We start from the raw sequence: 21,031 nt of genomic DNA, 5'->3' as shown, positions 1-21,031 counted from the left end.
CGCCTTGTCCGCTACGAGTAGCGTGTTTTGCTTCCATGAAAACCCAGCGAACCGGGCCTTCGTGATTTCGTTGGTAGGCTCGATTGGACTCGAACCAACGACCCCCACCATGTCAAGGTGGTGCTCTAACCAGCTGAGCTACGAGCCTGAGAGAAGTGAGATTATAGGGAGCCTATCAAAGCTTGGCAAGCCCTTTTCTGCAATTCGCGAAAAGTTGGGGGACTCAACTCTTGCGCGCGGCGCGCACGACGCCGGGGACCTCGCCGAGCAGCGCGCAGGCGCGCTGAACCTGCGTGGAATTCGATACCTCGACGGTGAATTGCATGAACGCGGTATCGCGGCGGCTCTGGCTTTTCACGCCGACGACGTTCACCTTTTCACGGGCGAACACCTCCGAGATGTCACGCAACAACCCTTGCCTGTCTTGCGCCTCGATCGCGATGTCGACCGGATAAACCGATGCGCCGCGCCCGCCGAGCACTTCCGCGGACCAGGCGGTCTGCAGCACGCGCTCAGGCGCGCGTGCCGCCATGCGCTGGAACATCGGACAGTCGTTGCGATGGATTGAGACGCCCTTGCCGCGCGTGACGAAGCCGCTGATGTCGTCGGGCGGCGCCGGGCGACAGCAGCGCGCGAGCTGCGTGAGCAGCGCATCGACGCCGACGACGAGCACGCCCGCCGAAGCCCCGTGCGCGACGCTGGCGCCGCTGCCGCGCTTTTCGAACTGCGCGGGCGCTTCAGGCTGCGGCTCTGGCGGCGGCGCTTCCGAAAGCGCCTGCTCGATGTTGCGCAGGCTGTATTCCTCTTTGCCGACGACGTTGAAGAGGTCCTCGGGCGACTTGAACCCGAGCTTGGTCGCGAGCTGATCGAGGCTGACCGACGTCTTGCCCTCGCGCTGCAACGTCTTTTCGACCATCGCCCGGCCGTTCGCGATGTTCTCCTGCAGATCGATGGCGTTGAACCACGCGCGCACCTTCTGCCGTGCGCGTGAGCTTTGCAGGTAGCCGAGTTGCGGATTGAGCCAGTCTCGCGACGGGCCGCCCTCCTTCACCGCGACGATCTCGACCGTCTGGCCATTCGCAAGAGGCGTGTTGAGCGGCACCATCGCGCCGTCCACGCGTGCCCCGCGGCAACGGTGCCCGAGCTCGCTATGCAAGTGATAGGCGAAATCGACAGGCGTCGCCCCCTGCGGCAGCGCAATCACGCGTGCTTGCGGCGTGAGCACGTAAATGTGGTCGTCGTCGAGCGTTGCCTGGCGCAGTTGCTCCCAAGGCTTGCTCGCGTCTTCCCCGCCCTCGGCAACGTCGTCCTTCCACGCGAGCAATTGCCGCAGCCAGGCGATCTTCTCGTCGTACTTCTCGCTCGCGCTGAACTGGCCGCCATAGCCGCGGGTGCCCGCCTCCTTGTAGCGCCAGTGAGCCGCGACGCCGTACTCGGCGAACCGGTGCATTTCCTGCGTGCGAATCTGCACTTCGAACGCGCGGCCGTCGTCGCCGATCACAACCGTATGCAGCGACTTGTAGCCGTTCGGCTTCGGCCGCGAGATGTAGTCGTCGAACTCCTTCGGCACCGGCTGCCAGAGGTTGTGCACGATGCCGAGCACCGTGTAGCAATCCTTGATGTCGGGAACGATCACGCGAAACGCGCGCACGTCGTAGACATCGGCGAAATCGAGCGCCTTGCCGCGCATCTTGCGCCAGATGCTGTAGATATGCTTGGGCCGGCCGCTGACTTCGGCCTTGATGTGCGCCGAGGCAAGCTCTTCTTCGAGCTGCTCGATCGCTCGCGCGACATAGGTCTCCCGCTCGACGCGCTTCTCGTCGAGCAGCTTCGCGATCCGCTTGTAGGTTTCCGGGTCTTCGAAGCGAAACGCGAGATCCTCGAGCTCCCACTTGAGCTGCCAGATGCCGAGCCGGTTCGCGAGCGGCGCGTAGATCTCGAGCGTTTCGCGCGCTACTTCAATGCCCGGTGACGTTTTCGTCGCCGCGTAGTAGCGCAGCGACTGCAGCCGCGAAGCAAGGCGGATCAGCACGACGCGAATGTCCTGCGCGAACGCGAGCAGCATCTTGCGCAGCGCTTCGATCTGGGCGCGGCGCTCGGCTTCGGCGTCCCGGCTCCCGCTCTCCGATTGAACGTTTTGGGCGGCCGCGTGCAGGCTCAACGTGCCGAGGCGAAGCAGCTTGCGCACGTTGGCGACGAGTTGCGCGACTTCCTCGCCGAAGCGTTCGGCAAGCAGGTGCTCGGGATCGTCGAGGCACGGCGTCAGCGTGAACAGCGCCGCCGCCAGCACCGCCGGCGGATCGACGTTGAGCTTGCGCACGATCGAGGCCGTGCCCTCGGCATGAGCGGCGAGCGATTCTCCCGAGGGCAGCCGCGCGTCGCCCGCGTGCTCGCGCACGAAGGCGATGGCATCCTCGAACGAAGGTAAGGTGGCGGCGTCGTTTTCGGTAATCATGGCCACTGCGCGAGTTACCTTGCGCTATCTGTCAGGCAATGTCGGCCAGCGAGATCGATCGATCGCAAGCGTCCCAATCAGCTCTTCTGAGCCGCAACGACGACGACTTCGACGAGGCATTCCGGATTGGCGAGTTTCGCTTCGACGGTAGCGCGCGGCGGCGTCGCGCCCGGCGCGACCCATTCATCCCACACCGCGTTCATCCCGCCGAAGTTTTCCATGTCGGACAGGTAGATCTGCACCGACAACAGCAGCGATTTGTCGCTATTCGCCTCGCCGAGCAGGCGATCGATATGGCCCAGCACTTCGCGCGTCTGACCGGTGATGTCCTGCGTCGTATCCTCGGCGATCTGCCCGGCGAGATAAACGGTGCCGTTGTGGATCGCGATTTCGGAGAGGCGCTTGCCGACGTGATGACGAATGACTGCCATTTGATGAGGTCCTGGTTCGAGGTGAAGGTTACCGGCCGCGCTTCAGGGTCCGACAAAGCGCCTTGTTGCGCATTCGCGCTTCATGCCCTCGCCCGCCGCGGCCGAACCTATATTATGACGCCGCCTCGTCTTCACCGACGAAGAACCGCCGGGCGATGGCTATTTGGCTAGGGTCGAGAAAGGCCGGCGCATGGCCGGCGCCTTCCATCTCGACGCTCGAGACGGACTGCCCGCGCTCGACCATCTGTGCGACGGTCTCGCGCGAAAGCAGGTCCGACGTCGCCCCGCGCACGACGAGCACCGGGCACGCGATGCTCTCGAAAAGCCGCCAGAGCATCGCTTCGCCTGCCGCGCCGGCTTCGGGTGTCGTCGCGTTGAACGGCACGGAGATCGCGGGATCGTAGCGAAACTCCCAAGCGCCATCCTCGCGCTCGCGCAGCAGCGGCGTATTGATTTCGCGCCATTCGTCGCTCGTCAGCGGGCCGAACGAGGCCGCGAGCAACGCTGCATGGCCGATGCCTTCTTCGCGCGTCGCGAAGCGCTCGCGTTGCCCGACGTAGGATCCGATGCGCTCGAGCGCCGCCGGCTCGATGTGGGGTCCGATATCGTTGAGCAGCAGTTTGCGCACGGGCGTGCCCGACAGGCCAGCCAGCGACATCCCAATGAGGCCGCCCATCGACGTGCCGAACCAGTCGACGGTTTCCACGTCGAGCCGGGCGATCAGCGTGACCATGTCGGCCACATACTGCGGAATCCCGTAGCGCATCGGCTCGGGCAGCCAGTCGGACAACCCGCGTCCCGCGACATCGGGACAGACGACTCGGTATACGTCTGACAGCGAGGCCGCCACGCGGTCGAAATCGCGGCTCGAGCGGGTCAAGCCATGCACGCAGACGAGCACGCGCGGGTTTTCCGCATGGCCCCATTCCGTATAGGCGATCCGGTGCAGGCCCGTCGGGTTGGCGCACTGGACGTACCGTTGGCGCGGCGCGGCGCGGTTGGAAACCCCGGAAGACGCGGGGAAAGATGCCGTGGACTCGGTGCTGGACAACTGGCTCATGAGCGACCCTCGTAGCAAAAACGAAAAACGGGCGAAGCGCCTGCCTCGCCCGTCTTGCAGTCGGCGTGGAATCCGCCGGCCGATCGGTCAATGCACGGCGCTGACGTCTAGTGGCGCACCCGTCTTCGCCTGAATTTCATCGACCGTTACGTCGGGCGCGAGTTCGACCAGTTTCAGTCCCGCGTCGGTCACATCGATGACGCCGAGGTCCGTGATGATCCGGTCCACCACCCCGACGCCAGTCAGCGGCAGCGAGCAGCTGTCGAGAATCTTGTGCTGATCGCCCTTCGCCACGTGCTCCATCAGCACGACGACGCGCTTCACGCCCGCCACGAGATCCATCGCGCCGCCCATGCCCTTGATCATCTTCCCCGGGATCATCCAGTTGGCGAGGTCGCCCGTCTTGCTAACCTGCATCGCGCCGAGTATCGCGAGATTGATATGGCCGCCGCGGATCATCGCAAACGAATCGGCCGAGGAAAAAATCGACGAGCCTGGCAGCGTCGTGATCGTCTGCTTGCCGGCGTTGATGAGGTCCGGATCGATTTCGTCTTCCGTCGGCGACGGTCCGATGCCGAGCAGGCCGTTCTCGGATTGGAGCCAGACCTCGATGCCGGCGGGAACGTAGTTGGCGACGAGCGTCGGCAACCCGATGCCGAGGTTCACGTAGAAGCCGTCTTGCAGTTCGCGAGCCGCGCGCGCGGCCATTTGTTCACGGGTCCAAGCCATGTCAGTCTCCCTTCGCGCGCACGACGCGTTGTTCGATGCGTTTTTCCGGATGCGCATTGAGCACGATCCGCTGCACGAAAATGCCCGGCGTATGGATCGCATCGGGATCGAGCTCGCCAAGTTCGACGATCTCCTCCACCTCGGCGACGGTGATGCGTCCCGCCATCGCGCACATCGGGTTGAAGTTGCGTGCCGTGCGGCGGTAGATGAGATTGCCGGACTTGTCCGCCTTCCATGCCTTGACGAGGCCGATATCGGCCGTCAGCGAATGCTCGAGCACGTAGTGGTTTTCGCCGAACTGGCGCGTTTCCTTCCCTTCGGCGATCATCGTGCCGAAGCCCGTGTTCGTATAGAACGCGGGAATGCCGGCGCCGCCCGCGCGCAGCTTCTCCGCGAGCGTGCCCTGCGGCGTGAACTCGAGCTCGAGCTCGCCGGCGAGATACTGGCGCTCGAACTCCTTGTTCTCCCCGACATACGACGAAATCATCTTCTTGACTTGCCGCGTCTGGAGCAGAAGGCCGAGGCCGAAGCCGTCGACGCCCGCATTGTTGCTGATGCAGGTGATGCCCTTCACGCCCGAGTCGCGCAACGCGGCGATCAGCGCTTCGGGAATGCCGCAGAGGCCGAAGCCGCCCACGGCGAACGTCTGCCCGTCCTTCACGATGTCCGCGAGGGCGGCAGACGCGCTGGGATAGACCTTGTTCATGTGATTGTCCCTTCCACGATTTGGATTCCTGAATCCGGAACGGCCGGCTCGGCTCGAGCGAAAGTCGGCGCTCCCCTATTCTAGGGCCTGCGATGTCGAATAACAGGTTCGCAATAGTCCGTTGCGGGCGTCTGTCGCGCCCTTTTAATGTTCGGCGTCAGGGTAAGACGGCCCGCGCTTGCGGCACAATACGCAAAACTACATAAGTGAAAGGCCCGCCCTGCCGCCTCGACTGAACGACCCGGGCGTTGGCCACCGCACCGCAAACCATGGCGCAACTCGACTATCAGACCGCTTTCCATCTCGCCCCGATCGGGCTCGTGCTTTCGCGCGACCGCGTCATCGAAGATTGCAACGACGCGGTGGCGCGAATCTTCCGCTGCGATCGTGCATCGCTGATTGGACAATCGTTTCGCGTGCTCTATCCGTCCCCTGACGAATTCGAGCGGATCGGCGAGCGCATCGCGCCGATCATGACGGCCCACGGCAGCTACGCCGACGACCGCATCATGAAACGCGCCGACGGCGAGCTGTTCTGGTGTCACGTCACGGGGCGCGCGCTCGAGCGGCACGCGCCGCTCGCGGCCGGAGTCTGGACGTTCGAGGATTTGAGCGCGACGCGCCGAGTCGCCGTCGAGCTGACGCCGCGCGAGCGCGAAGTCGCCGCGCAGCTCGCGACGGGCAAGACGAGCAAGCAGATCGGCCGCGCGCTCGATATCAGCTCGCGCACGGTCGATATCTATCGCGCGCGACTCATGCGCAAGTTCGGTACGGGGAACGCGACGGAGTTGCTGCAGCGGCTGCTTGGCCATTAGGCCAAGGAAGCAGCGCGAGCCGGCGAAACGGGGGCGGGCGAGCAGCAGGCGCCGCGCTCGCACTCGCGTTCAGTGCTCAGGTCGCGCGTTCCAACTCCGCGTTCTCGAGCAGTTTGCGCAACCGCTCGGGCATCGGCAGTGACTTTCCGGCCGCGTAGTCGACCCATACGCAACGCGCGGCGCCGCGCGCGTAGAGCGTGCCTGGATCGTCAGCGCGCACGAGCTCGAACCCCGTATCGAAACTGCTGCGCCCCGGCTTGCCGACCGACATCCGGCCGATGATGTCGCCCGGATAGTGAAGTTGGCGCAAAAACTCCATCGACGCATTGACGATGACGGGCCCCTGCCCTTCTTCCACCGCGCCGACCAAGCCGATCCGCTCGAACCAGCTGATGCGCACCTGCTCCATATAACGGAAGTACACCGTGTTGTTCACGTGGCCGAAAGCGTCCATGTCGCCCCACCGGATCGGCATCGACATCTCGAACACGGGGTGGTAGTCGTTCTTTGTCACTCAAATCATTCCCAAAAAAGCCAAAGCGGTCCGGCGCATCGTGCACAGCGCTTCGAGCTCGCTCTTGGCGATCATGCTTACGCCAACGCGAACCCATCGTCCGCCGCGATGACGGCACCGTTGATGAATTGCGACTCGTCGGCCGCGAGCAAGAGCAGCAAGCCTTCAAGATCCTCCGGCTGCCCCACCCGCTTGCGCGGCAACATCGACAGCAATTTCTGCCCCTGCTCCGTCGACCAATGGTGGTGGTTGATCTCGGTGTCGATATAGCCGGGACAGATGGCGTTGACATTGATGCCGTGCCGTCCCCATTCGAGCGCCATCGCCTTGGTCATGTGGACGACGGCGGCCTTGCTCATCGAGTAAAGGCCGATCTGCGGCAATACGCGCAAGCCCGCCACCGACGCAATGTTGATGATCCGGTAAACAGGCTTCTGATTGCCGCCCCCCGAACGCATGATCATCCGCTTCGCCACTTCCTGCGCCACGAAGAACGCGCCGCGCGTGTTCGTATCGAATACGTACTCGAAATCGGCCGGCGTGACCTCGGTCAGCTTCTGCGTCGTGGATACGCCGGAGTTGTTGACGAGTATGTCGATCGTGCCCGCCTCTGTTTCGGCATGAGCAACGGCCGACTTGATGCTCTGATAGTCGGTCACGTCGAGCGAAACGACGTGCGCTGCACCGCCCGATGCCTCGATTTCGGCGCGCAGCTCCTTCAGCAATTCGACTCGGCGGCTCGCCAACACCACCTTCGCGCCGGCCTGCGACAGCACCTGCGCAAAGCGCTTGCCGAGCCCGCTCGATGCGCCCGTGATCAGCGCGACCTTCCCTTCCAGATTGATCGAACGGCCCATTGTGGTTCCTTCGTCTGCCTCAATAATAGAACGATCGTGCTAATCTCGCTCTCGTCGGTTGCAGCCCCTTCGACGTTCGCTGACAATACGAACCCGAAAAAAGCATTCTAACGGCAGAGGAGCCTCAATGACCCCACAAAGCCTCATCGAGCAATACGGTCCGCGTGAGTCGATGGAATATGACGTCGTGATCGTCGGCGGCGGGCCCGCGGGCCTCTCGGCCGCCATCCGGCTCAAGCAGCTCGCGCAGGAAAAAGGCGTCGAGTTCGGCGTATGCGTGCTCGAAAAGGGGTCCGAGATCGGTGCGCATATTTTGTCGGGCGCGGTCATGGACCCGCGCGCCATTACCGAGCTCATTCCCGACTGGAAGGACAAAGGCGCGCCGCTGACCGTGCCCGTCACGGAAGACCGGTTCCTCTTCCTCTCCGAGAAAGGCGCCTTCAAGACGCCGAACTGGGCGCTGCCCGACAACTTCAAGAACCACGGCAACTACGTGATCAGCCTCGGCAACGTGACGCGCTGGCTGGGGCAGCAGGCCGAGGCGCTCGGCGTGGAGATCTTCCCGGGCTTTGCGGCCGCCGAGGTGCTCTACGACGAAGACGGCTCGGTCAAAGGCGTCGCGACCGGCAATATGGGCATCGGCAAAGACGGCGAGCCGACCGAGAACTTCCAGCTCGGCATGGAGCTGCACGCGAAGTACACGCTCTTTTGCGAAGGCGCGCGCGGACACCTCGGCCGGCAAGTGAACGACAAATTCAAGCTCGACCGCGATGCCGATCCGCAGGTCTACGGCATCGGCATCAAGGAACTGTGGGAGATCGATCCCGCGAAGCACCAGCCCGGGCTCGTGATCCATACGGCAGGCTGGCCGCTCGATACGCAGACGTACGGCGGCTCGTTCCTCTATCACGCGGACAACAATCAGGTGGTCGTGGGCTTCGTCGTCGGCCTCGGCTATTCGAACCCCTACCTCTCGCCGTTCGAGGAGTTCCAGCGCTACAAGACGCATCCGGAGATCCGCAAGATGCTCGAAGGCGGCAAGCGCATTTCGTATGGCGCGCGTGCGATCACGGCGGGCGGCCTCATGTCGCTGCCGAAGCTCGTGTTTCCGGGTGGCGCGCTCGTCGGCGACGACGCCGGTTTCCTCAATGCTTCGCGGATCAAGGGTTCGCATGCGGCCATCAAGAGCGGCATGCTCGCAGCCGTCGCCGCATTCGACGCCGTGCAGGCCGGACGGCAGGGCGATGAGCTCTCGGCGTATCCGGACTCATTCAAGCAGTCGTGGCTCCACGAGGAGTTGAACCGCGCGCGCAACTTCAAGCAGTGGATGAGCAAAGGGCTCTATCTCGGCACGCTGATGGTCGGCATCGAGCAAAAGCTGCTTGGCGGAAACGTGCCGTGGACCCTGCATCACCAACATCGCGACAACGAGACGCTGAAGCCCGCCTCGCAGTGCACGCCGATCGTCTATCCGAAGCCCGACGGCAAGCTGACGTTCGATCGGCTTTCATCGGTCTTCCTGTCGAATACGAACCACGAGGAAAACCAGCCGGCGCACCTGACGCTGAAGGATCCGACGGTGCCCGTCGACATCAATCTGCGCACCTATGCTGGGCCGGAAGGCCGGTATTGCCCGGCCGCCGTCTATGAATTCGTCAAAAACGAGGACGGCAGCGAGCGGCTCGTCATCAATGCGCAGAACTGCGTGCATTGCAAGACCTGCGACATCAAGGATCCGACGCAGAACATCGTCTGGGTCACCCCGGAGGGCGGCGGCGGGCCGAACTACGGGAGCATGTGACGTCCCGCGCCGGCGCGCTCGCCGGCTGGGCGTCGACGGCCGCGCCCAGCCTTGCCGCGGCGGCCCGATATCGTCTGCGTCTCCGGCAAGCGCCTTGCCCTTACTTTGAGGGCGCGCTTGCAGGAATCTTGGGCGTCGCCACCTGCACATCGCCGCATTGCGCGCGATGGCGCAACACGTGGTCGATCAGAACGAGCGCGAGCGTCGCTTCCGCGATCGGTGTCGCACGAATGCCGACGCACGGGTCGTGACGGCCGAACGTCTCGACGACAGCGGGCTGCCCCGCCTTATCGATCGAGCGACGTGGCGTACGAATGCTCGATGTCGGCTTGATCGCGATCGAGACCGTAATGTCCTGCCCCGTCGAGATCCCGCCGAGTATGCCGCCCGCGTTGTTGCCGACGAAGCCCTCGGGCGTCAGCTCGTCGCCATGCTCCGAGCCGCGCTGCGCGACGCTCGCGAATCCGGCACCGATCTCGACGCCCTTGACAGCATTGATGCCCATCATTGCATGCGCAATGTCGGCATCGAGACGATCGAACAGCGGTTCGCCGAGGCCCACGGGGACACCGCTCGCGACGACGTTGATCCGCGCGCCGATCGAATCCCCCTCCTTGCGCAACTCGTCCATATAGGCTTCCAGCTGGGGGACGATCTCGGCGTTAGGCACGAAAAACGGGTTCTCGCTCACGTGCGACCAGTCGACGAAAGGCACCTCGATCGCACCAAGCGCGCTCATGTAACCGCGCACTTCCATGCCGAAGCGCTCGCGCAGCCATTTCTTAGCGACGGCGCCGGCCGCCACGGTGGCTGCCGTCAAGCGTGCCGACGAACGCCCACCGCCACGGTAATCGCGCACGCCATACTTCTGCCAATAGGTGTAATCGGCGTGGCCGGGACGGAAGGTCTCGGCGATGTTGCCGTAGTCCTTGCTGCGCTGGTCGGTATTGCGAATCAAGAGCGCGATCGGCGTACCCGTCGTCACGCCTTCGAAAACGCCGGAGAGAATCTCGACTTTGTCGTCCTCACGACGCTGCGTCACATGGCGCGACGTGCCGGGCTTGCGGCGATCCAGTTCGATCTGAACGTCGGCTTCGGCGAGGGCCATGCCGGGCGGGCAGCCGTCGATGACGCAGCCGATGGCCGGCCCGTGCGATTCGCCGAACGTCGTGACGGTAAAGAGCTTGCCGAGAGTATTGCCGGACATGGACGTGGCCTACTAAATCGATGCGGAAAGACCGATATTATGCAGCACCACGCGCTTCCGGCCGAGGCTGGCCCTATTTGCGCGGCCCGCGCAGTTCGGTGACGATGCGCTGCAACGTCTCGGGCGTCGCCGAATCCGGCTCGAGCGGCTCGGCCACGGCGAGGGTCAAACGGCTCATGACGCCCTTTTTCACCGGGCGCGGCCATTGCGCCTGCGCCGCCCGGGAAAACACGCTGCCCCAAAGCCCGCGCAACGCCATCGGCACGACGGGGACAGGCGTTCGTTCGACGACCCGCGTCACGCCATGGCGAAACGTGTTGATCTCACCATCTTTCGTCAGCTTGCCCTCGGGGAAAATGCAGACGAGTTCGCCCTCTTCGAGCGCGGCCGCGCAGGCCTCGTAAGCGCGCTCGAGCAGTGCCGGCGCTTCATGCGCGGGCGCAATCGGAATCGCTTTCGCATGGCGGAACAGCCAGCCGGCGAACGGCGTGCGAAAGATGCGATGGTCCATCACGAAGCGTATGGGGCGCGGGCTCTCGGCCATGATGACGAGCGCATCGACATAACTGACGTGATTGCAGACGAGCACGGCGGCGCCGCGCTCCGGTATACGCTCCGGATGCACGAGCCGGATCCGGTAAAACGTATGGACGAGAATCCATGCCACGAACCGGAGCAGGAACTCCGGTACGAGCGAATAGATGTAGGCCGCGACCACGACGTTCAGCAGCGCGGTCGTCAGAAAAATGCCAGGAATGCTGACGCCTGCCGACGTGAGCGCGATCGCCATGAGCGATGAGACGATCATGAAGAACGCATTGAGAATGTTGTTCGCGGCGATAATCCGCGCGCGATGCGTGGGCTGGCTGCGGCTTTGAATCAGGGCGTAGAGCGGCACGCTATAGAAACCGCCAAACATTGCGAGCAGGAATAGATCCGCGAGGATGCGCCAATGCGCTAGCTCGCCGAGAAACGCCCCCACGCCGAGCAGATGCTGCGCCGGAGGCAACGCATGGCTTGCGAAGTAGAGATCGATCGCGAAAACGCTCATGCCGATCGAGCCGAGCGGCACGAGCCCGACTTCGACGCGCCGCTTCGAAAGCCGTTCGCAGAGCAGCGAGCCCAAACCGATGCCGATCGAAAACGTGGCCAGCAGCACGGTCACGACGTCCGGGTTGGCCGAAAGAACATCCTTCGCGAAGCTGAAAAACGACGTGAGAAACGTGGCGCCGACGAACCAGAGCCAGGAAATGCCGAGCAGGCTCAGGAACACCGTGCGGTTGCCGCGCGCGAGCGCGAGGTTGCGCCACGTCTCGCTCAACGGGTTCCAGTTGATCCGCAAGTCGGGCTGCGACGCCGGCGAAACTGGGACGAAGCCCGAGACAACGCGGCCGCCGAGCGCGACCGTCACGCACGTGCAAGCGAGAATGACCGCCCCGGCTCCCGGAAAAGCAGCGGCCGCCCCGCCGATGATTGTGCCGATGAGAATCGCCACGAACGTGCCCATCTCGACGAGCCCGTTGCCACCGACGAGTTCGTGCTCGTCGAGATGTTGCGGAAGATAGGCGTACTTTACCGGCCCGAATATCGTCGAGTGCACGCCCATCATGAACGTGCAGGCGTAAAGAAGCACCGCGTGATGAGTCAGAAAACCGGCGGCGCCGACGAGCATGATGCCGATTTCGAACGTCTTCACGAAACGCGTCAGCGTCGCTTTATCGTATTTATCGGCAATTTGGCCGGACGTCGCCGAGAATAGGACGAACGGCGCGATGAAAATCGCCGAAATCAGGAATGCAGCCGTTTTTGCGTCGACGCCCGAAAAACGCGCCGTCTCATAGGTGACGAGCGAAGTAAAGCCCACCTTGAAAACGTTGTCGTTCAGGGCACCGAGGAATTGCGTCCAGAAAAAAGGCGCGAAGCGGCGTGCTTTCAGCAGCGCGTATTGCGAATGCGGTTCGCGCTGCGCGCGCCGAGCCTGCGGCGTAATCGACAACGGGCGGTCACTCATGAGTGAGGAAGCGTCAAATCGAGGCGATGACCATGGAACGGCCGATGCCCCGGTGAATCGACAATCGCGGCGCGAAGCGGCACTCAAGGGGCATTCAGCGGGCGCTCAGCGCCGCGCCCGCACGCCTCGAGGGCCGAGGGGGTGCCTTCGAGGGCGGGAATACCCGAATAAAACCCAGGGTCAGCTCAGCTGCTGCGGCTCGCCCTCCTCGGGCCAATCGCGAATGTACGCCTTCAGCATGCGGTTTTCGAAACTCTGTTCTTCGACGACGGCCTTCGCCACGTCGTAGAACGAGATGACGCCCATCAGCGTCTTGCTGTCGAGGACGGGCAGGTAGCGCACGTGATGCTCGAGCATCATGCGGCGCACTTCGTTGACGTCGGTCTCCGGCGTGCAGGTGAGCGGATGCTGATCCATGACGTTGCGGATGATCCGCTCGCCGACCGATCCATTGTTTTCGCGCAGCGTCAGAATGATTTCGCGAAACGTCAGCATCCCGACGAGGTCGCCATACTCCATGACCACGAGCGAGCCGATATCGTGCTCGGCCATCGTCAACACCGCATCACTGAGCGGTGTATCGGGTGTGACGGTAAAGAGCGTGTTGCCCTTCACCTTCAGGATATCGCTGACTTTCATGGCCTCCCCCCTCCTTCTAAAACTTCAACGGATCAACCGATCCTAGCGGAAAGGCCCCTAAAAGGAAAGCCGAGCGCCGATTTTCGGACGATTCCGACCTGGGCCGACAGACCGGGAGCCGACATTCAGCGGATCCGCTCGAGCCAGCGCCGCGCGATGATACGATGGCCGACAGGCCAACCCACGCCGGACGCGACCGGCCGCCCTCCGATGTCAGCCAACCGCTTCGACACGCTCGCCGTGCACGCCGGCGCGGCACCCGATCCCGCGACAGGCGCTCGCGCCACGCCGATCCATCAGAGCACCGCTTTCGTTTTTCGCGACAGCGATCACGCCGCGGCGCTCTTCAACATGGAGCGCGCGGGGCACGTCTACTCGCGGATCTCCAATCCCACCGTCGCCGTCTTCGAGGAACGCGTCGCGGCGCTGGAAGACGGCGCCGGCGCGATCGGCACCGCGAGCGGACAGGCCGCACTGCACCTCGCGATCGTCACACTGATGAGTGCCGGCTCGCATATCGTCGCCTCGAATGCGCTCTACGGCGGCTCTCACAATCTGCTGCACTACACGCTGCGCCGCTTCGGCATCGAGACGACGTTCGTCGAGCCGCGCGATCTCGACGCGTGGCGCGCCGCCGTGCGGCCCGACACGCGGCTTTTGTTCGGAGAGACGCTCGGCAATCCGGGGCTCGACGTGCTCGACATCGCCGCCGTGGCGCAAATCGCTCACGAGCATCGCGTGCCGCTCCTCGTCGACTCGACGTTCACGACGCCCTATCTGCTGAAGCCGTTCGAGCACGGCGCGGATTTCGTCTACCACTCGGCGACGAAATTCCTCGGCGGCCACGGCACGACCGTCGGCGGCGTGCTCGTCGACGGCGGCAAGTTCGACTTCACTGCCTCGCGCCACTTTCCGGAGCTTACCGAGCCCTACGACGGCTTTCACGGCATGGTGTTCGCCGAGGAGAGCACTGTTGCGCCGTTCCTGCTACGCGCGCGGCGAGAAGGATTGCGCGATTTCGGCGCCTGCCTGCATCCGCAGGCCGCGTGGCAATTGCTGCAGGGCATCGAGACGCTGCCGCTGCGGATGGAAAGGCATGTCGCCAATACGCGCCGAATCGTCGAGTTTCTCGCCGCGCATCCGGCCGTCGCATCCGTTGCTTACCCCGAGCTCGATTCGCATCCCGATCATGCGCTGGCGCAAAGGCTGCTGCCGCTTGGCGCAGGTGCCGTCGTCAGCTTCGATCTGCGCGGCGATCGCGCGGCGGGGCGGCGCTTCATCGAGGCGCTCACGCTGTTCTCGCATCTCGCGAACGTCGGCGACGTGCGCTCGCTCGTGATCCATCCCGCGTCGACTACGCATTTCCGCATGGACGCGGCCGCGCTCGCCGCGGCAGGGATCGGCGAAGGGACCATTCGCCTTTCGATCGGGCTGGAAGATCCGGACGATCTCATCGACGATCTTAAACGCGCGCTGAAGGCGGCGGCAAAGGCTGCGCCGGCTGGCGCCGCCTCTTTTGCGGCCGCAAAAAAGGAGCGGTCATGATCGTCGACCTCAACGGCAAGGCCGTCTACGCCTACACGGCCGGCAAGCCCTTCGATCCCGCGCGTCCGACCGCCGTTTTTATGCACGGCGCCGAGCATGATCACAGCGTATGGGCCCTGCAAAGCCGCTATTTCGCCTACCACGGCTTCAATCTGCTCGCCGTCGATCTGCCCGGCCACGGACGCAGCGCCGGCCCGGCGGCCAAGAGCATTGGCGAACTGGCGGATTGGCTCGCCGCGCTTTGCGATGCCGTCGGGGTCGCTTCGGCGTTCGTTGCCGGCCACAGCATGGGCTCCCTCGTCGCGCTCGATTTCGCCGGCCGCTATCCTGATCGGGTGGCGCGGCTCGCGCTGCTTGCCACGGCCGTGCCGATGACGGTCTCGGATGCGCTGCTCGACGCCGCACTGAATCGCGAAGCCGAAGCCATCGATCTCGTCAATCGGTGGTCGCACTCGACGATCGCCGCCAAGCCGTCGTGCCCCGGCCCCGGGTTCTGGCTGCACGGCATGAACCAACGCTTGATGCAACACGTCGCGGCGCGGGGCGAAGCGCAGCTCTTCCATACCGATTTCGCGGCCTGCCACGCCTATGCGGACGGCCTCGTGCGCGCCGGGCAGGTGCGTTGCCCGGTACGGCTCATCGTGGGGGCGAAAGACATGATGACGCCGCCGCGCGCCGCGCGCGCCCTGGCTGACGCGCTGACGGCGGCCGGCGTCGAAGTCGACACCGTCGTGCTCGACTCGGGACATGCTTTGATGACCGAGCAGCCCGACGGCACGCTCGATGCGCTGATCGACTTTACGCGGCCGCTGCTGGAGGGAAAGCCGCAAGTGTGAGGACGCCCGCACCGCCACTGGCCGAATTGCGGCAAACCGGGCTTTCGCCGCACAATGGACCGACCAACGAACCGCCGCCCCGGCTTTCGCGTCGATCGAAGCTGCGCGAATCGGCTGACTTCGGCGCAAACGGAGGTTGTCATGGATCACGGCGCTCATCCTGCTCAGTTCGCGAGCTTTGCCGAGTTCTATCCTTTCTATCTCGGCGAACACCGCAATACTGTCTGCCGGCGGCTCCACTTCATCGGCTCGCTAGGCGTGATCGGCTGCATCGCGATGGCCGTCGCGACAGGGGACTGGCTTTGGCTTCCGGCTGCGATCGTGTGCGGATACGGTTTCGCCTGGATCGGCCATTTCTTCTTCGAGAAGAACCGGCCCGCCACGTTCCGTCATCCGGTCTACAGCCTGATGGGCGATTGGGTGATGTTCAAGGACATCTGCGTCGGGAAGATTTCGCTTTAGCCACCAGCGCGGCAAGGCCGGTGCAACGGCGACCCGCGGGCCGGCGTCACACGGCATGACGGGGCCTCGCGGCCGATGACCTCATGTCGTCGCCGGCATGCGCGGCGCGCGCGTCCCGGACGGCAAGCAGCGTTGCGAGCGAAATATCGAGCTTGTCGTTGTTGAGCGCGCTCAGCAAGGCGTCGGCGTCCACCCGTGTCGAACTGAGCTTGAGCTGGTATTCGAGTTCGGTACGGTCGATGACGAACACGTCGAAAACGCGTGAAACCGTGATCTGAGCGGGATTGCGGACCAAAGCGTAGCGCGCGACGCCATCGCCGCCGTCCTGCAGACGCATGATCCATTCGCGCCGGCATAACTGTTCGACGAGTCGCGTCGCCGTATCCAGATCGCAGCGAGCGGCGCGCGCGAGCTCGGCGACGGTGCATCCGGGCCGGCCCGCCTCTCGCGCGTCGTCGAGCCGCGCCAAAAGCTCGAGGGCGTCGACGAGATCGCCGCCCGGATAGGCGTGCCTGTGAAACTCGCCGGCGCGGATCGCGGGCAACGCCGATACGATCGTCGCGCCAGCCAGCGTAATGAACCAGCTCAGGTAGACCCAGAGCAGAAACATCGGCACTGTGGCGAATGCCCCATAGACGGCCGTGTACGTCGGGATGTGGCGCACGTAATAGCCGAAGCCGCGCTTGGCGATTTCGAACGCCACCGAAGCCAAGAGTCCGCCCACCAGCGCGTCGCGCCACTGAACCGCGCAGTTGGGCAGATAGACGTAGAGCATCGTGAACACGAACGCCGTAAACGGCAGCGCGGCGCCCGAAAGCGCCCATTCGATCAATGGCGAGAGCTCGCTTGCGAGTCCGGTCGAGCGTGTAAAGAGGTGCGAGGTGATCGAAAGACTGACGCCGATGAGGAGCGGCCCGAGCGTGATGATCGCCCAGTAGACGAGGACACGCTGCGCGAACGGCCGCGGCTTTGGCACGCGCCAGATCAGGTTGAACGCCGACTCCACGGTCATCATCGTCATGACGGACGTGACGAAGAGCACGATCATGCCTGCCGTCGTGAGCCCTTTCGCCTTCGAGGCGAACTGATTCAGATAGCGGAAAATCTGGTTGTTGATCTGGTCCGGCATCAGATGCTGCGCGAGGAAAGTCTGCAGCGATGCCTGGAACGTCGCGAAGAGCGGAAACGCCGTGAAAAGCGCGAACGCGACGGTGGCGAGCGGGACGATCGCCAGCATCGTGGTGAACGTCAGGCTCCCCGCCACCTGGGCGATACGGTCTTCGCCGCTGCGCTTGGCGGCGAAGCGCGCCAGGCGTTTGAGCGCAACGACATCGAAACTCAGCTTGGGCAAGAAACTCTCCGCGTCGTGGGAATACCGGGCAAAGCCGCATGCCGGCGGCGACAACCGAACTCGAGCCTCTCCGCGGCTCGCGCGCCGTCGCGCCGGGCTAATGCCCCTATAATAGGCCGCTCATGAGTGAGGCTCGATGAAGGATATTCTCGTACTCTATTACAGCCGTCACGGAGCGACGCGCGAATTGGCGCTCGCCATTGCGCAAGGGGTCGATAGCGTGCCCGGCATGCAGTCCCGGATTCGCACCGTGCCGAGCGTGTCCCCCGTCACGGAAGCCACCGAGCCCGACATTCCCGCCGACGGCCCGCCCTATGCGGAACTGCGCGATCTCGAGGAGTGCGCGGGGCTCGCGCTCGGCTCGCCGACGCGGTTCGGCAACATGGCGGCGTCGCTCAAGCATTTTCTCGACGGCACGACTCCACAGTGGCTTAGCGGCGCGCTCGCCGGTAAGCCCGCGTGCGTCTTCACGTCGACAGGCAGTCTCCACGGCGGCCAGGAAACGACGCTCCTTTCAATGATGTTGCCGCTTTTGCACCACGGCATGCTGCTCGTCGGCATCCCGTACACCGAGAGCGCGTTGTCCGCCACCCAAAGCGGCGGTACGCCCTACGGCGCTTCGCATGTCTCGGGCGCGGGGGCCCGCGAGTCGGCGCTTTCGCATGACGAGAAAGCGCTCGCCGTCGCGCTCGGCACTCGGCTCGCCCGCACGGCGGCGCGGCTGACCGGGCGCCCATGAAGCAGGCCGCGAAAACGGCCGAATCGGTCTCCGCCAATTCGCACGACGTCGGCGGGCCGCGCGCATGCGCCGCAGCCGCCATCGGTGCCGCCGCGGCGCTCGTTGCGTTGATCGTTCTCTCCATTGCCTGGGAAAGGTGGCTCGCGCCACTGAGGCCCGGCGGCTCGGCGCTCGTGCTGAAGGCGCTGCCGCTCGCGTTCGCCCTGCCCGGTGTATTGCGCCGGCGGCTCTATACGCTTCAGTGGGCGTCGATGCTGATCCTGCTCTACTTCGCCGAAGGCATCGTGCGCGGCATGAGCGATGCGGGACTGTCGGCAGCGCTCGGCTGGGCCGAAACGGCGCTGGCCGCCGCTTTCCTCGCTTGCGCGCTCGCCTACGTCGCGCCATTCAAGCGGGCCGCGAAGGCGGCGCGGCGCCAGGCGGAAACCGCCGAGGTGCAACGGTCGCCCGATCTGCCGTCACCCTGACGTACGCCGATTCGTACCGAAACGCGAAGCATCAGATACTCGCTTTCACCCCGCTTTCTGCCACCGCGCGCACGGCGGGCGACGATCATTCACAATAAGACATCTCCACTCCGACGAGCGCGTCCGCCGCTTTTCCCACGATGACCGATTTTGTCGCTGCCTGCCGCGACGCCATTGGCGCCGCCCATGTGCTCACCGATGCCAACGATACCGCCGCGTATCTGACGGACTGGCGCGGCCGCTACACGGGCACCGCCTGCGCCGTGCTGCGGCCGGGCACCTCTCACGAAGTGGCCGCGCTCGTGCGCCTGGCCGTCGCTCACCGCGTCGCGCTGGTGCCGCAGGGCGGCAATACCGGCCTCGCTGGCGGAGCGACGCCCGACGCGAGCGGCAAGCAGGCCGTCGTCAGCCTGGGCCGGCTCAATTGCGTGCGCGCGCTCGATGTCCACAACAACACGATCACGGTCGAAGCCGGCGTCGTGCTGGCCGAAGTGCAGAACCGTGCCCGCGATGCGGGGCGGCTCTTCCCCTTGAGCCTCGCCGCCGAAGGCAGTTGCACGATCGGCGGCAATCTCGCGACAAACGCGGGCGGCACGGCCGTCCTGCGCTACGGCAACGCGCGCGAACTCTGCCTCGGCCTCGAAGTGGTGACGCCCCAGGGAGAGATATGGGATGGGCTGCGCGGTCTGCGCAAAGACAACACCGGCTACGACTTGCGCGACCTTTATATCGGAGCGGAAGGCACGCTGGGCATCATCACCGCAGCCGTCATGAAACTGCATCCGCTGCCCGCGGCGCGCGTGACGGCCCTTGCCGGGCTCGCCTCCCCGCATGCCGCGCTCGACTTCTTCGCGCTGGCGGGGCGCTATGCGGGCCCATTGCTGACGGGCTTCGAGTTGATGTCGGATTTCTGCTTGCGCCTCGTCGGCAAGCGTTTCCCGCAATTGCGCTATCCGTTCGATGCATCGCACGCACAGATCGTGCTGCTCGAGCTTTCGGATAGCGAAAGCGAAGAGCACGCGCGCGGACTCTTCGAGCGCATGATGGAGGAGGCACTCGAGTCGGGGCTCGTGGAAGATGCCGTCGTCGCGGAGAACCTCGCGCAATCGCGCGCGTTCTGGGATCTGCGTGAGCATATTCCGCTCGCGCAGGCCGAAGAAGGACTGAACATCAAGCACGACATCGCGGTGCCGATTTCGCGCATTGCCACGTTCATCGAGGAAACGGACGCCGCCATTGCCACGTCGGTGCCCGGTGCGCGGATGGTCACGTTCGGTCATCTTGGCGACGGCAATCTGCACTATAACGTTCAAGCGCCGGAGGGCGGCGATCCGAAGGCGTTTCTTTCGCAGTACCAAGAGACGCTGAACCGCATCGTCTATGACAGCGTGCACAAGCATCACGGCAGCCTCAGTGCCGAGCATGGGCTTGGGCAGCTGAAGGTCGGCGCAGCGGCCCACTACAAATCGGCCGTCGAGCTTGCGCTGATGCGCGCCGTCAAATCGGCGCTCGATCCGCTCGGTCTCATGAATCCCGGCAAGGTATTGGGCTGAATTACGCGCTCGACGATCAAAGGGGACGTGCGAATGAAAATCCGCGTACTGTCGGACCTCCACCTCGAATGCGACGAGCCCGAAGCGATCGCGCATGCCGAAGCCGACCTCGTCGTGCTGGCCGGGGACATTCACAATCACGCCGAGGGCATACGCTGGGCGGCGGAGATGTTCGACCCGCGCACGCCGATCGTCTATGTGCCCGGCAACCATGAGTACTACGACGGTGAGTTCGGCGCACTCGAAGTCGCGATGCGCGACGCCGCCGCAACCACCGATAACGTGCACTACCTGAACAACGCGTCGCTCCTTGACCCCCAAGGCCGGTGGCGCGTGCTCGGAACGACGCTGTGGACCGACTTCGAGCTCTTCGGTGCGGACGACGAAGCGCGCGAAGCCGCGATGGCAGCGGCCGAAAAAGTGATGGTCGATTTCCGCGGGCCGATTCAGCTTGCATGGAGCGTCGATCGCGCCGAAACCTCGGGTACGCCCTCGCGCAAGTTCATGCCGAGCGATACGCTCGCGCTGCATCGGCAAGCACGTGCTTGGCTCGCGGCTGAAATTGCCAAGCCGTTCGGCGGCAAGACGATCGTCGTCACGCATCATGCCCCGCATCGCGACAGCCTGGCGCCACGCTTTGCAAACGATCTCGTGTCGGCAGGCTTCATCAGCCATTTGCCGACGCTCGTTCACACGCCTGTCGCGCTCTGGATTCATGGCCATACGCATACGCCGTTCGATTACTTCGCCGAGGGTACGCGCGTCGTCTGCAATCCGCGCGGATATATCGATCGGCGCCGGATGCGCATCGAGAATCCCGCATTCGTGTGGGATAAGGTCGTAGAGATTTGAC

General features: G+C 64.4%; 20 protein-coding genes and 1 tRNA gene. 9 read left to right on the top strand and 12 right to left on the bottom strand.

Annotated elements, in window-relative coordinates; genetic code table 11:
- Positions 1 to 71: 71 nt before the first annotated feature.
- From AB4Y31_RS04320 to AB4Y31_RS04295, 6 genes are all read right to left on the bottom strand, one after another.
- Positions 72 to 148: transfer RNA gene (locus tag AB4Y31_RS04320), tRNA-Val, on the bottom strand.
- A gap of 75 nt (positions 149 to 223) precedes the next feature.
- Complete coding sequence (locus tag AB4Y31_RS04315; RefSeq protein ID WP_020566180.1) at positions 224 to 2,455, bottom strand: bifunctional (p)ppGpp synthetase/guanosine-3',5'-bis(diphosphate) 3'-pyrophosphohydrolase; 2,232 nt, start codon at positions 2,453 to 2,455, stop codon at positions 224 to 226.
- Between the two features lie 77 nt (positions 2,456 to 2,532).
- A complete protein-coding gene (locus AB4Y31_RS04310) occupies positions 2,533 to 2,886 on the bottom strand; it encodes a RidA family protein (protein WP_018440692.1) in 354 nt (117 codons plus the stop codon).
- 112 nt (positions 2,887 to 2,998) lie between these two features.
- Positions 2,999 to 3,946, bottom strand: a complete 948-nt coding sequence (locus AB4Y31_RS04305) for an alpha/beta fold hydrolase (RefSeq protein ID WP_368672849.1) — start codon at positions 3,944 to 3,946, stop codon at positions 2,999 to 3,001.
- An 87-nt stretch (positions 3,947 to 4,033) separates the two neighbouring features.
- Positions 4,034 to 4,675 carry a CoA transferase subunit B gene (locus AB4Y31_RS04300; protein WP_018440694.1) on the bottom strand — a complete coding sequence of 214 codons (642 nt, stop codon included), beginning with the start codon at positions 4,673 to 4,675 and terminating at the stop codon, positions 4,034 to 4,036.
- A 1-nt stretch (position 4,676) separates the two neighbouring features.
- Positions 4,677 to 5,381: a CoA transferase subunit A gene (locus AB4Y31_RS04295; protein WP_018440695.1), complete on the bottom strand. Its 705-nt coding sequence runs from the start codon at positions 5,379 to 5,381 to the stop codon at positions 4,677 to 4,679.
- A 269-nt stretch (positions 5,382 to 5,650) separates the two neighbouring features.
- Between AB4Y31_RS04295 and AB4Y31_RS04290 the strand changes: the two genes are divergently transcribed.
- Positions 5,651 to 6,196, top strand: coding sequence for a PAS and helix-turn-helix domain-containing protein (locus AB4Y31_RS04290; protein ID WP_018440696.1), 546 nt, complete (start codon positions 5,651 to 5,653; stop codon positions 6,194 to 6,196).
- A gap of 76 nt (positions 6,197 to 6,272) precedes the next feature.
- Here the strand turns inward: AB4Y31_RS04290 and AB4Y31_RS04285 are convergent, their stop codons facing one another.
- Both AB4Y31_RS04285 and AB4Y31_RS04280 read right to left on the bottom strand, forming a co-directional pair.
- Positions 6,273 to 6,677 carry an acyl-CoA thioesterase gene (locus AB4Y31_RS04285; RefSeq protein WP_368673445.1) on the bottom strand — a complete coding sequence of 135 codons (405 nt, stop codon included), beginning with the start codon at positions 6,675 to 6,677 and terminating at the stop codon, positions 6,273 to 6,275.
- A 110-nt stretch (positions 6,678 to 6,787) separates the two neighbouring features.
- Positions 6,788 to 7,567, bottom strand: a complete 780-nt coding sequence (locus tag AB4Y31_RS04280) for an SDR family oxidoreductase (protein WP_018440698.1) — start codon at positions 7,565 to 7,567, stop codon at positions 6,788 to 6,790.
- Positions 7,568 to 7,694: 127 nt separating this feature from the next.
- Between AB4Y31_RS04280 and AB4Y31_RS04275 the strand changes: the two genes are divergently transcribed.
- Complete coding sequence (locus AB4Y31_RS04275; RefSeq protein ID WP_368672848.1) at positions 7,695 to 9,368, top strand: electron transfer flavoprotein-ubiquinone oxidoreductase; 1,674 nt, start codon at positions 7,695 to 7,697, stop codon at positions 9,366 to 9,368.
- A gap of 100 nt (positions 9,369 to 9,468) precedes the next feature.
- Here the strand turns inward: AB4Y31_RS04275 and aroC are convergent, their stop codons facing one another.
- The 3 genes from aroC to AB4Y31_RS04260 all read right to left on the bottom strand — a co-directional run bounded on the left by aroC (position 9,469) and on the right by AB4Y31_RS04260 (position 13,225).
- On the bottom strand, positions 9,469 to 10,575 hold the full coding sequence (gene aroC, locus AB4Y31_RS04270; RefSeq protein WP_368672847.1) for a chorismate synthase: 1,107 nt from the start codon (positions 10,573 to 10,575) through the stop codon (positions 9,469 to 9,471).
- Positions 10,576 to 10,648: 73 nt separating this feature from the next.
- A complete protein-coding gene (locus tag AB4Y31_RS04265) occupies positions 10,649 to 12,586 on the bottom strand; it encodes an MFS transporter (protein WP_368672846.1) in 1,938 nt (645 codons plus the stop codon).
- Positions 12,587 to 12,766: 180 nt separating this feature from the next.
- Positions 12,767 to 13,225 carry a CBS domain-containing protein gene (locus AB4Y31_RS04260; RefSeq protein ID WP_018440702.1) on the bottom strand — a complete coding sequence of 153 codons (459 nt, stop codon included), beginning with the start codon at positions 13,223 to 13,225 and terminating at the stop codon, positions 12,767 to 12,769.
- 210 nt (positions 13,226 to 13,435) lie between these two features.
- Here AB4Y31_RS04260 and AB4Y31_RS04255 point away from each other — a divergent pair, with 210 nt between their 5' ends.
- The 3 genes from AB4Y31_RS04255 (at position 13,436) to AB4Y31_RS04245 (ending at position 16,068) form a co-directional block, all read left to right on the top strand.
- On the top strand, positions 13,436 to 14,770 hold the full coding sequence (locus tag AB4Y31_RS04255) for an O-acetylhomoserine aminocarboxypropyltransferase (RefSeq protein ID WP_368672845.1): 1,335 nt from the start codon (positions 13,436 to 13,438) through the stop codon (positions 14,768 to 14,770).
- The gene (locus tag AB4Y31_RS04250) at positions 14,767 to 15,606 is read left to right on the top strand and encodes an alpha/beta fold hydrolase (protein ID WP_368672844.1); all 840 of its coding nucleotides are present in this window, start codon (positions 14,767 to 14,769) and stop codon (positions 15,604 to 15,606) included. The genes AB4Y31_RS04255 and AB4Y31_RS04250 overlap by 4 nt, the downstream gene beginning before the upstream one ends.
- A 141-nt stretch (positions 15,607 to 15,747) precedes the next feature.
- Positions 15,748 to 16,068: an Mpo1-like protein gene (locus AB4Y31_RS04245; protein ID WP_026229669.1), complete on the top strand. Its 321-nt coding sequence runs from the start codon at positions 15,748 to 15,750 to the stop codon at positions 16,066 to 16,068.
- 46 nt (positions 16,069 to 16,114) lie between these two features.
- On the opposite strand, the gene AB4Y31_RS04240 is transcribed toward AB4Y31_RS04245, so the two are convergent.
- On the bottom strand, positions 16,115 to 17,419 hold the full coding sequence (locus AB4Y31_RS04240; RefSeq protein WP_368672843.1) for a YihY family inner membrane protein: 1,305 nt from the start codon (positions 17,417 to 17,419) through the stop codon (positions 16,115 to 16,117).
- Between the two features lie 136 nt (positions 17,420 to 17,555).
- On the opposite strand from AB4Y31_RS04240, the gene wrbA reads away from it, so the two are divergent.
- The 4 genes from wrbA (at position 17,556) to AB4Y31_RS04220 (ending at position 21,030) form a co-directional block, all read left to right on the top strand.
- Positions 17,556 to 18,158, top strand: coding sequence for an NAD(P)H:quinone oxidoreductase (gene wrbA / locus AB4Y31_RS04235; protein ID WP_368672842.1), 603 nt, complete (start codon positions 17,556 to 17,558; stop codon positions 18,156 to 18,158).
- Positions 18,155 to 18,625, top strand: coding sequence for a DUF2069 domain-containing protein (locus AB4Y31_RS04230; RefSeq protein WP_368672841.1), 471 nt, complete (start codon positions 18,155 to 18,157; stop codon positions 18,623 to 18,625). Before wrbA ends, AB4Y31_RS04230 begins: the two co-directional genes overlap by 4 nt.
- Before the next feature lie 140 nt (positions 18,626 to 18,765).
- Positions 18,766 to 20,178, top strand: a complete 1,413-nt coding sequence (locus AB4Y31_RS04225) for an FAD-binding oxidoreductase (RefSeq protein ID WP_368672840.1) — start codon at positions 18,766 to 18,768, stop codon at positions 20,176 to 20,178.
- Positions 20,179 to 20,211: 33 nt separating this feature from the next.
- Positions 20,212 to 21,030, top strand: coding sequence for a metallophosphoesterase (locus AB4Y31_RS04220; protein ID WP_368672839.1), 819 nt, complete (start codon positions 20,212 to 20,214; stop codon positions 21,028 to 21,030).
- Position 21,031 lies beyond the last annotated feature (1 nt).

It is taken from the genome of Trinickia sp. EG282A (assembly GCF_040965455.1).
Classification (GTDB): Bacteria; Pseudomonadota; Gammaproteobacteria; order Burkholderiales; family Burkholderiaceae; genus Trinickia; species Trinickia symbiotica.
This window is presented reverse-complemented; position numbering and strand designations above follow the sequence as displayed.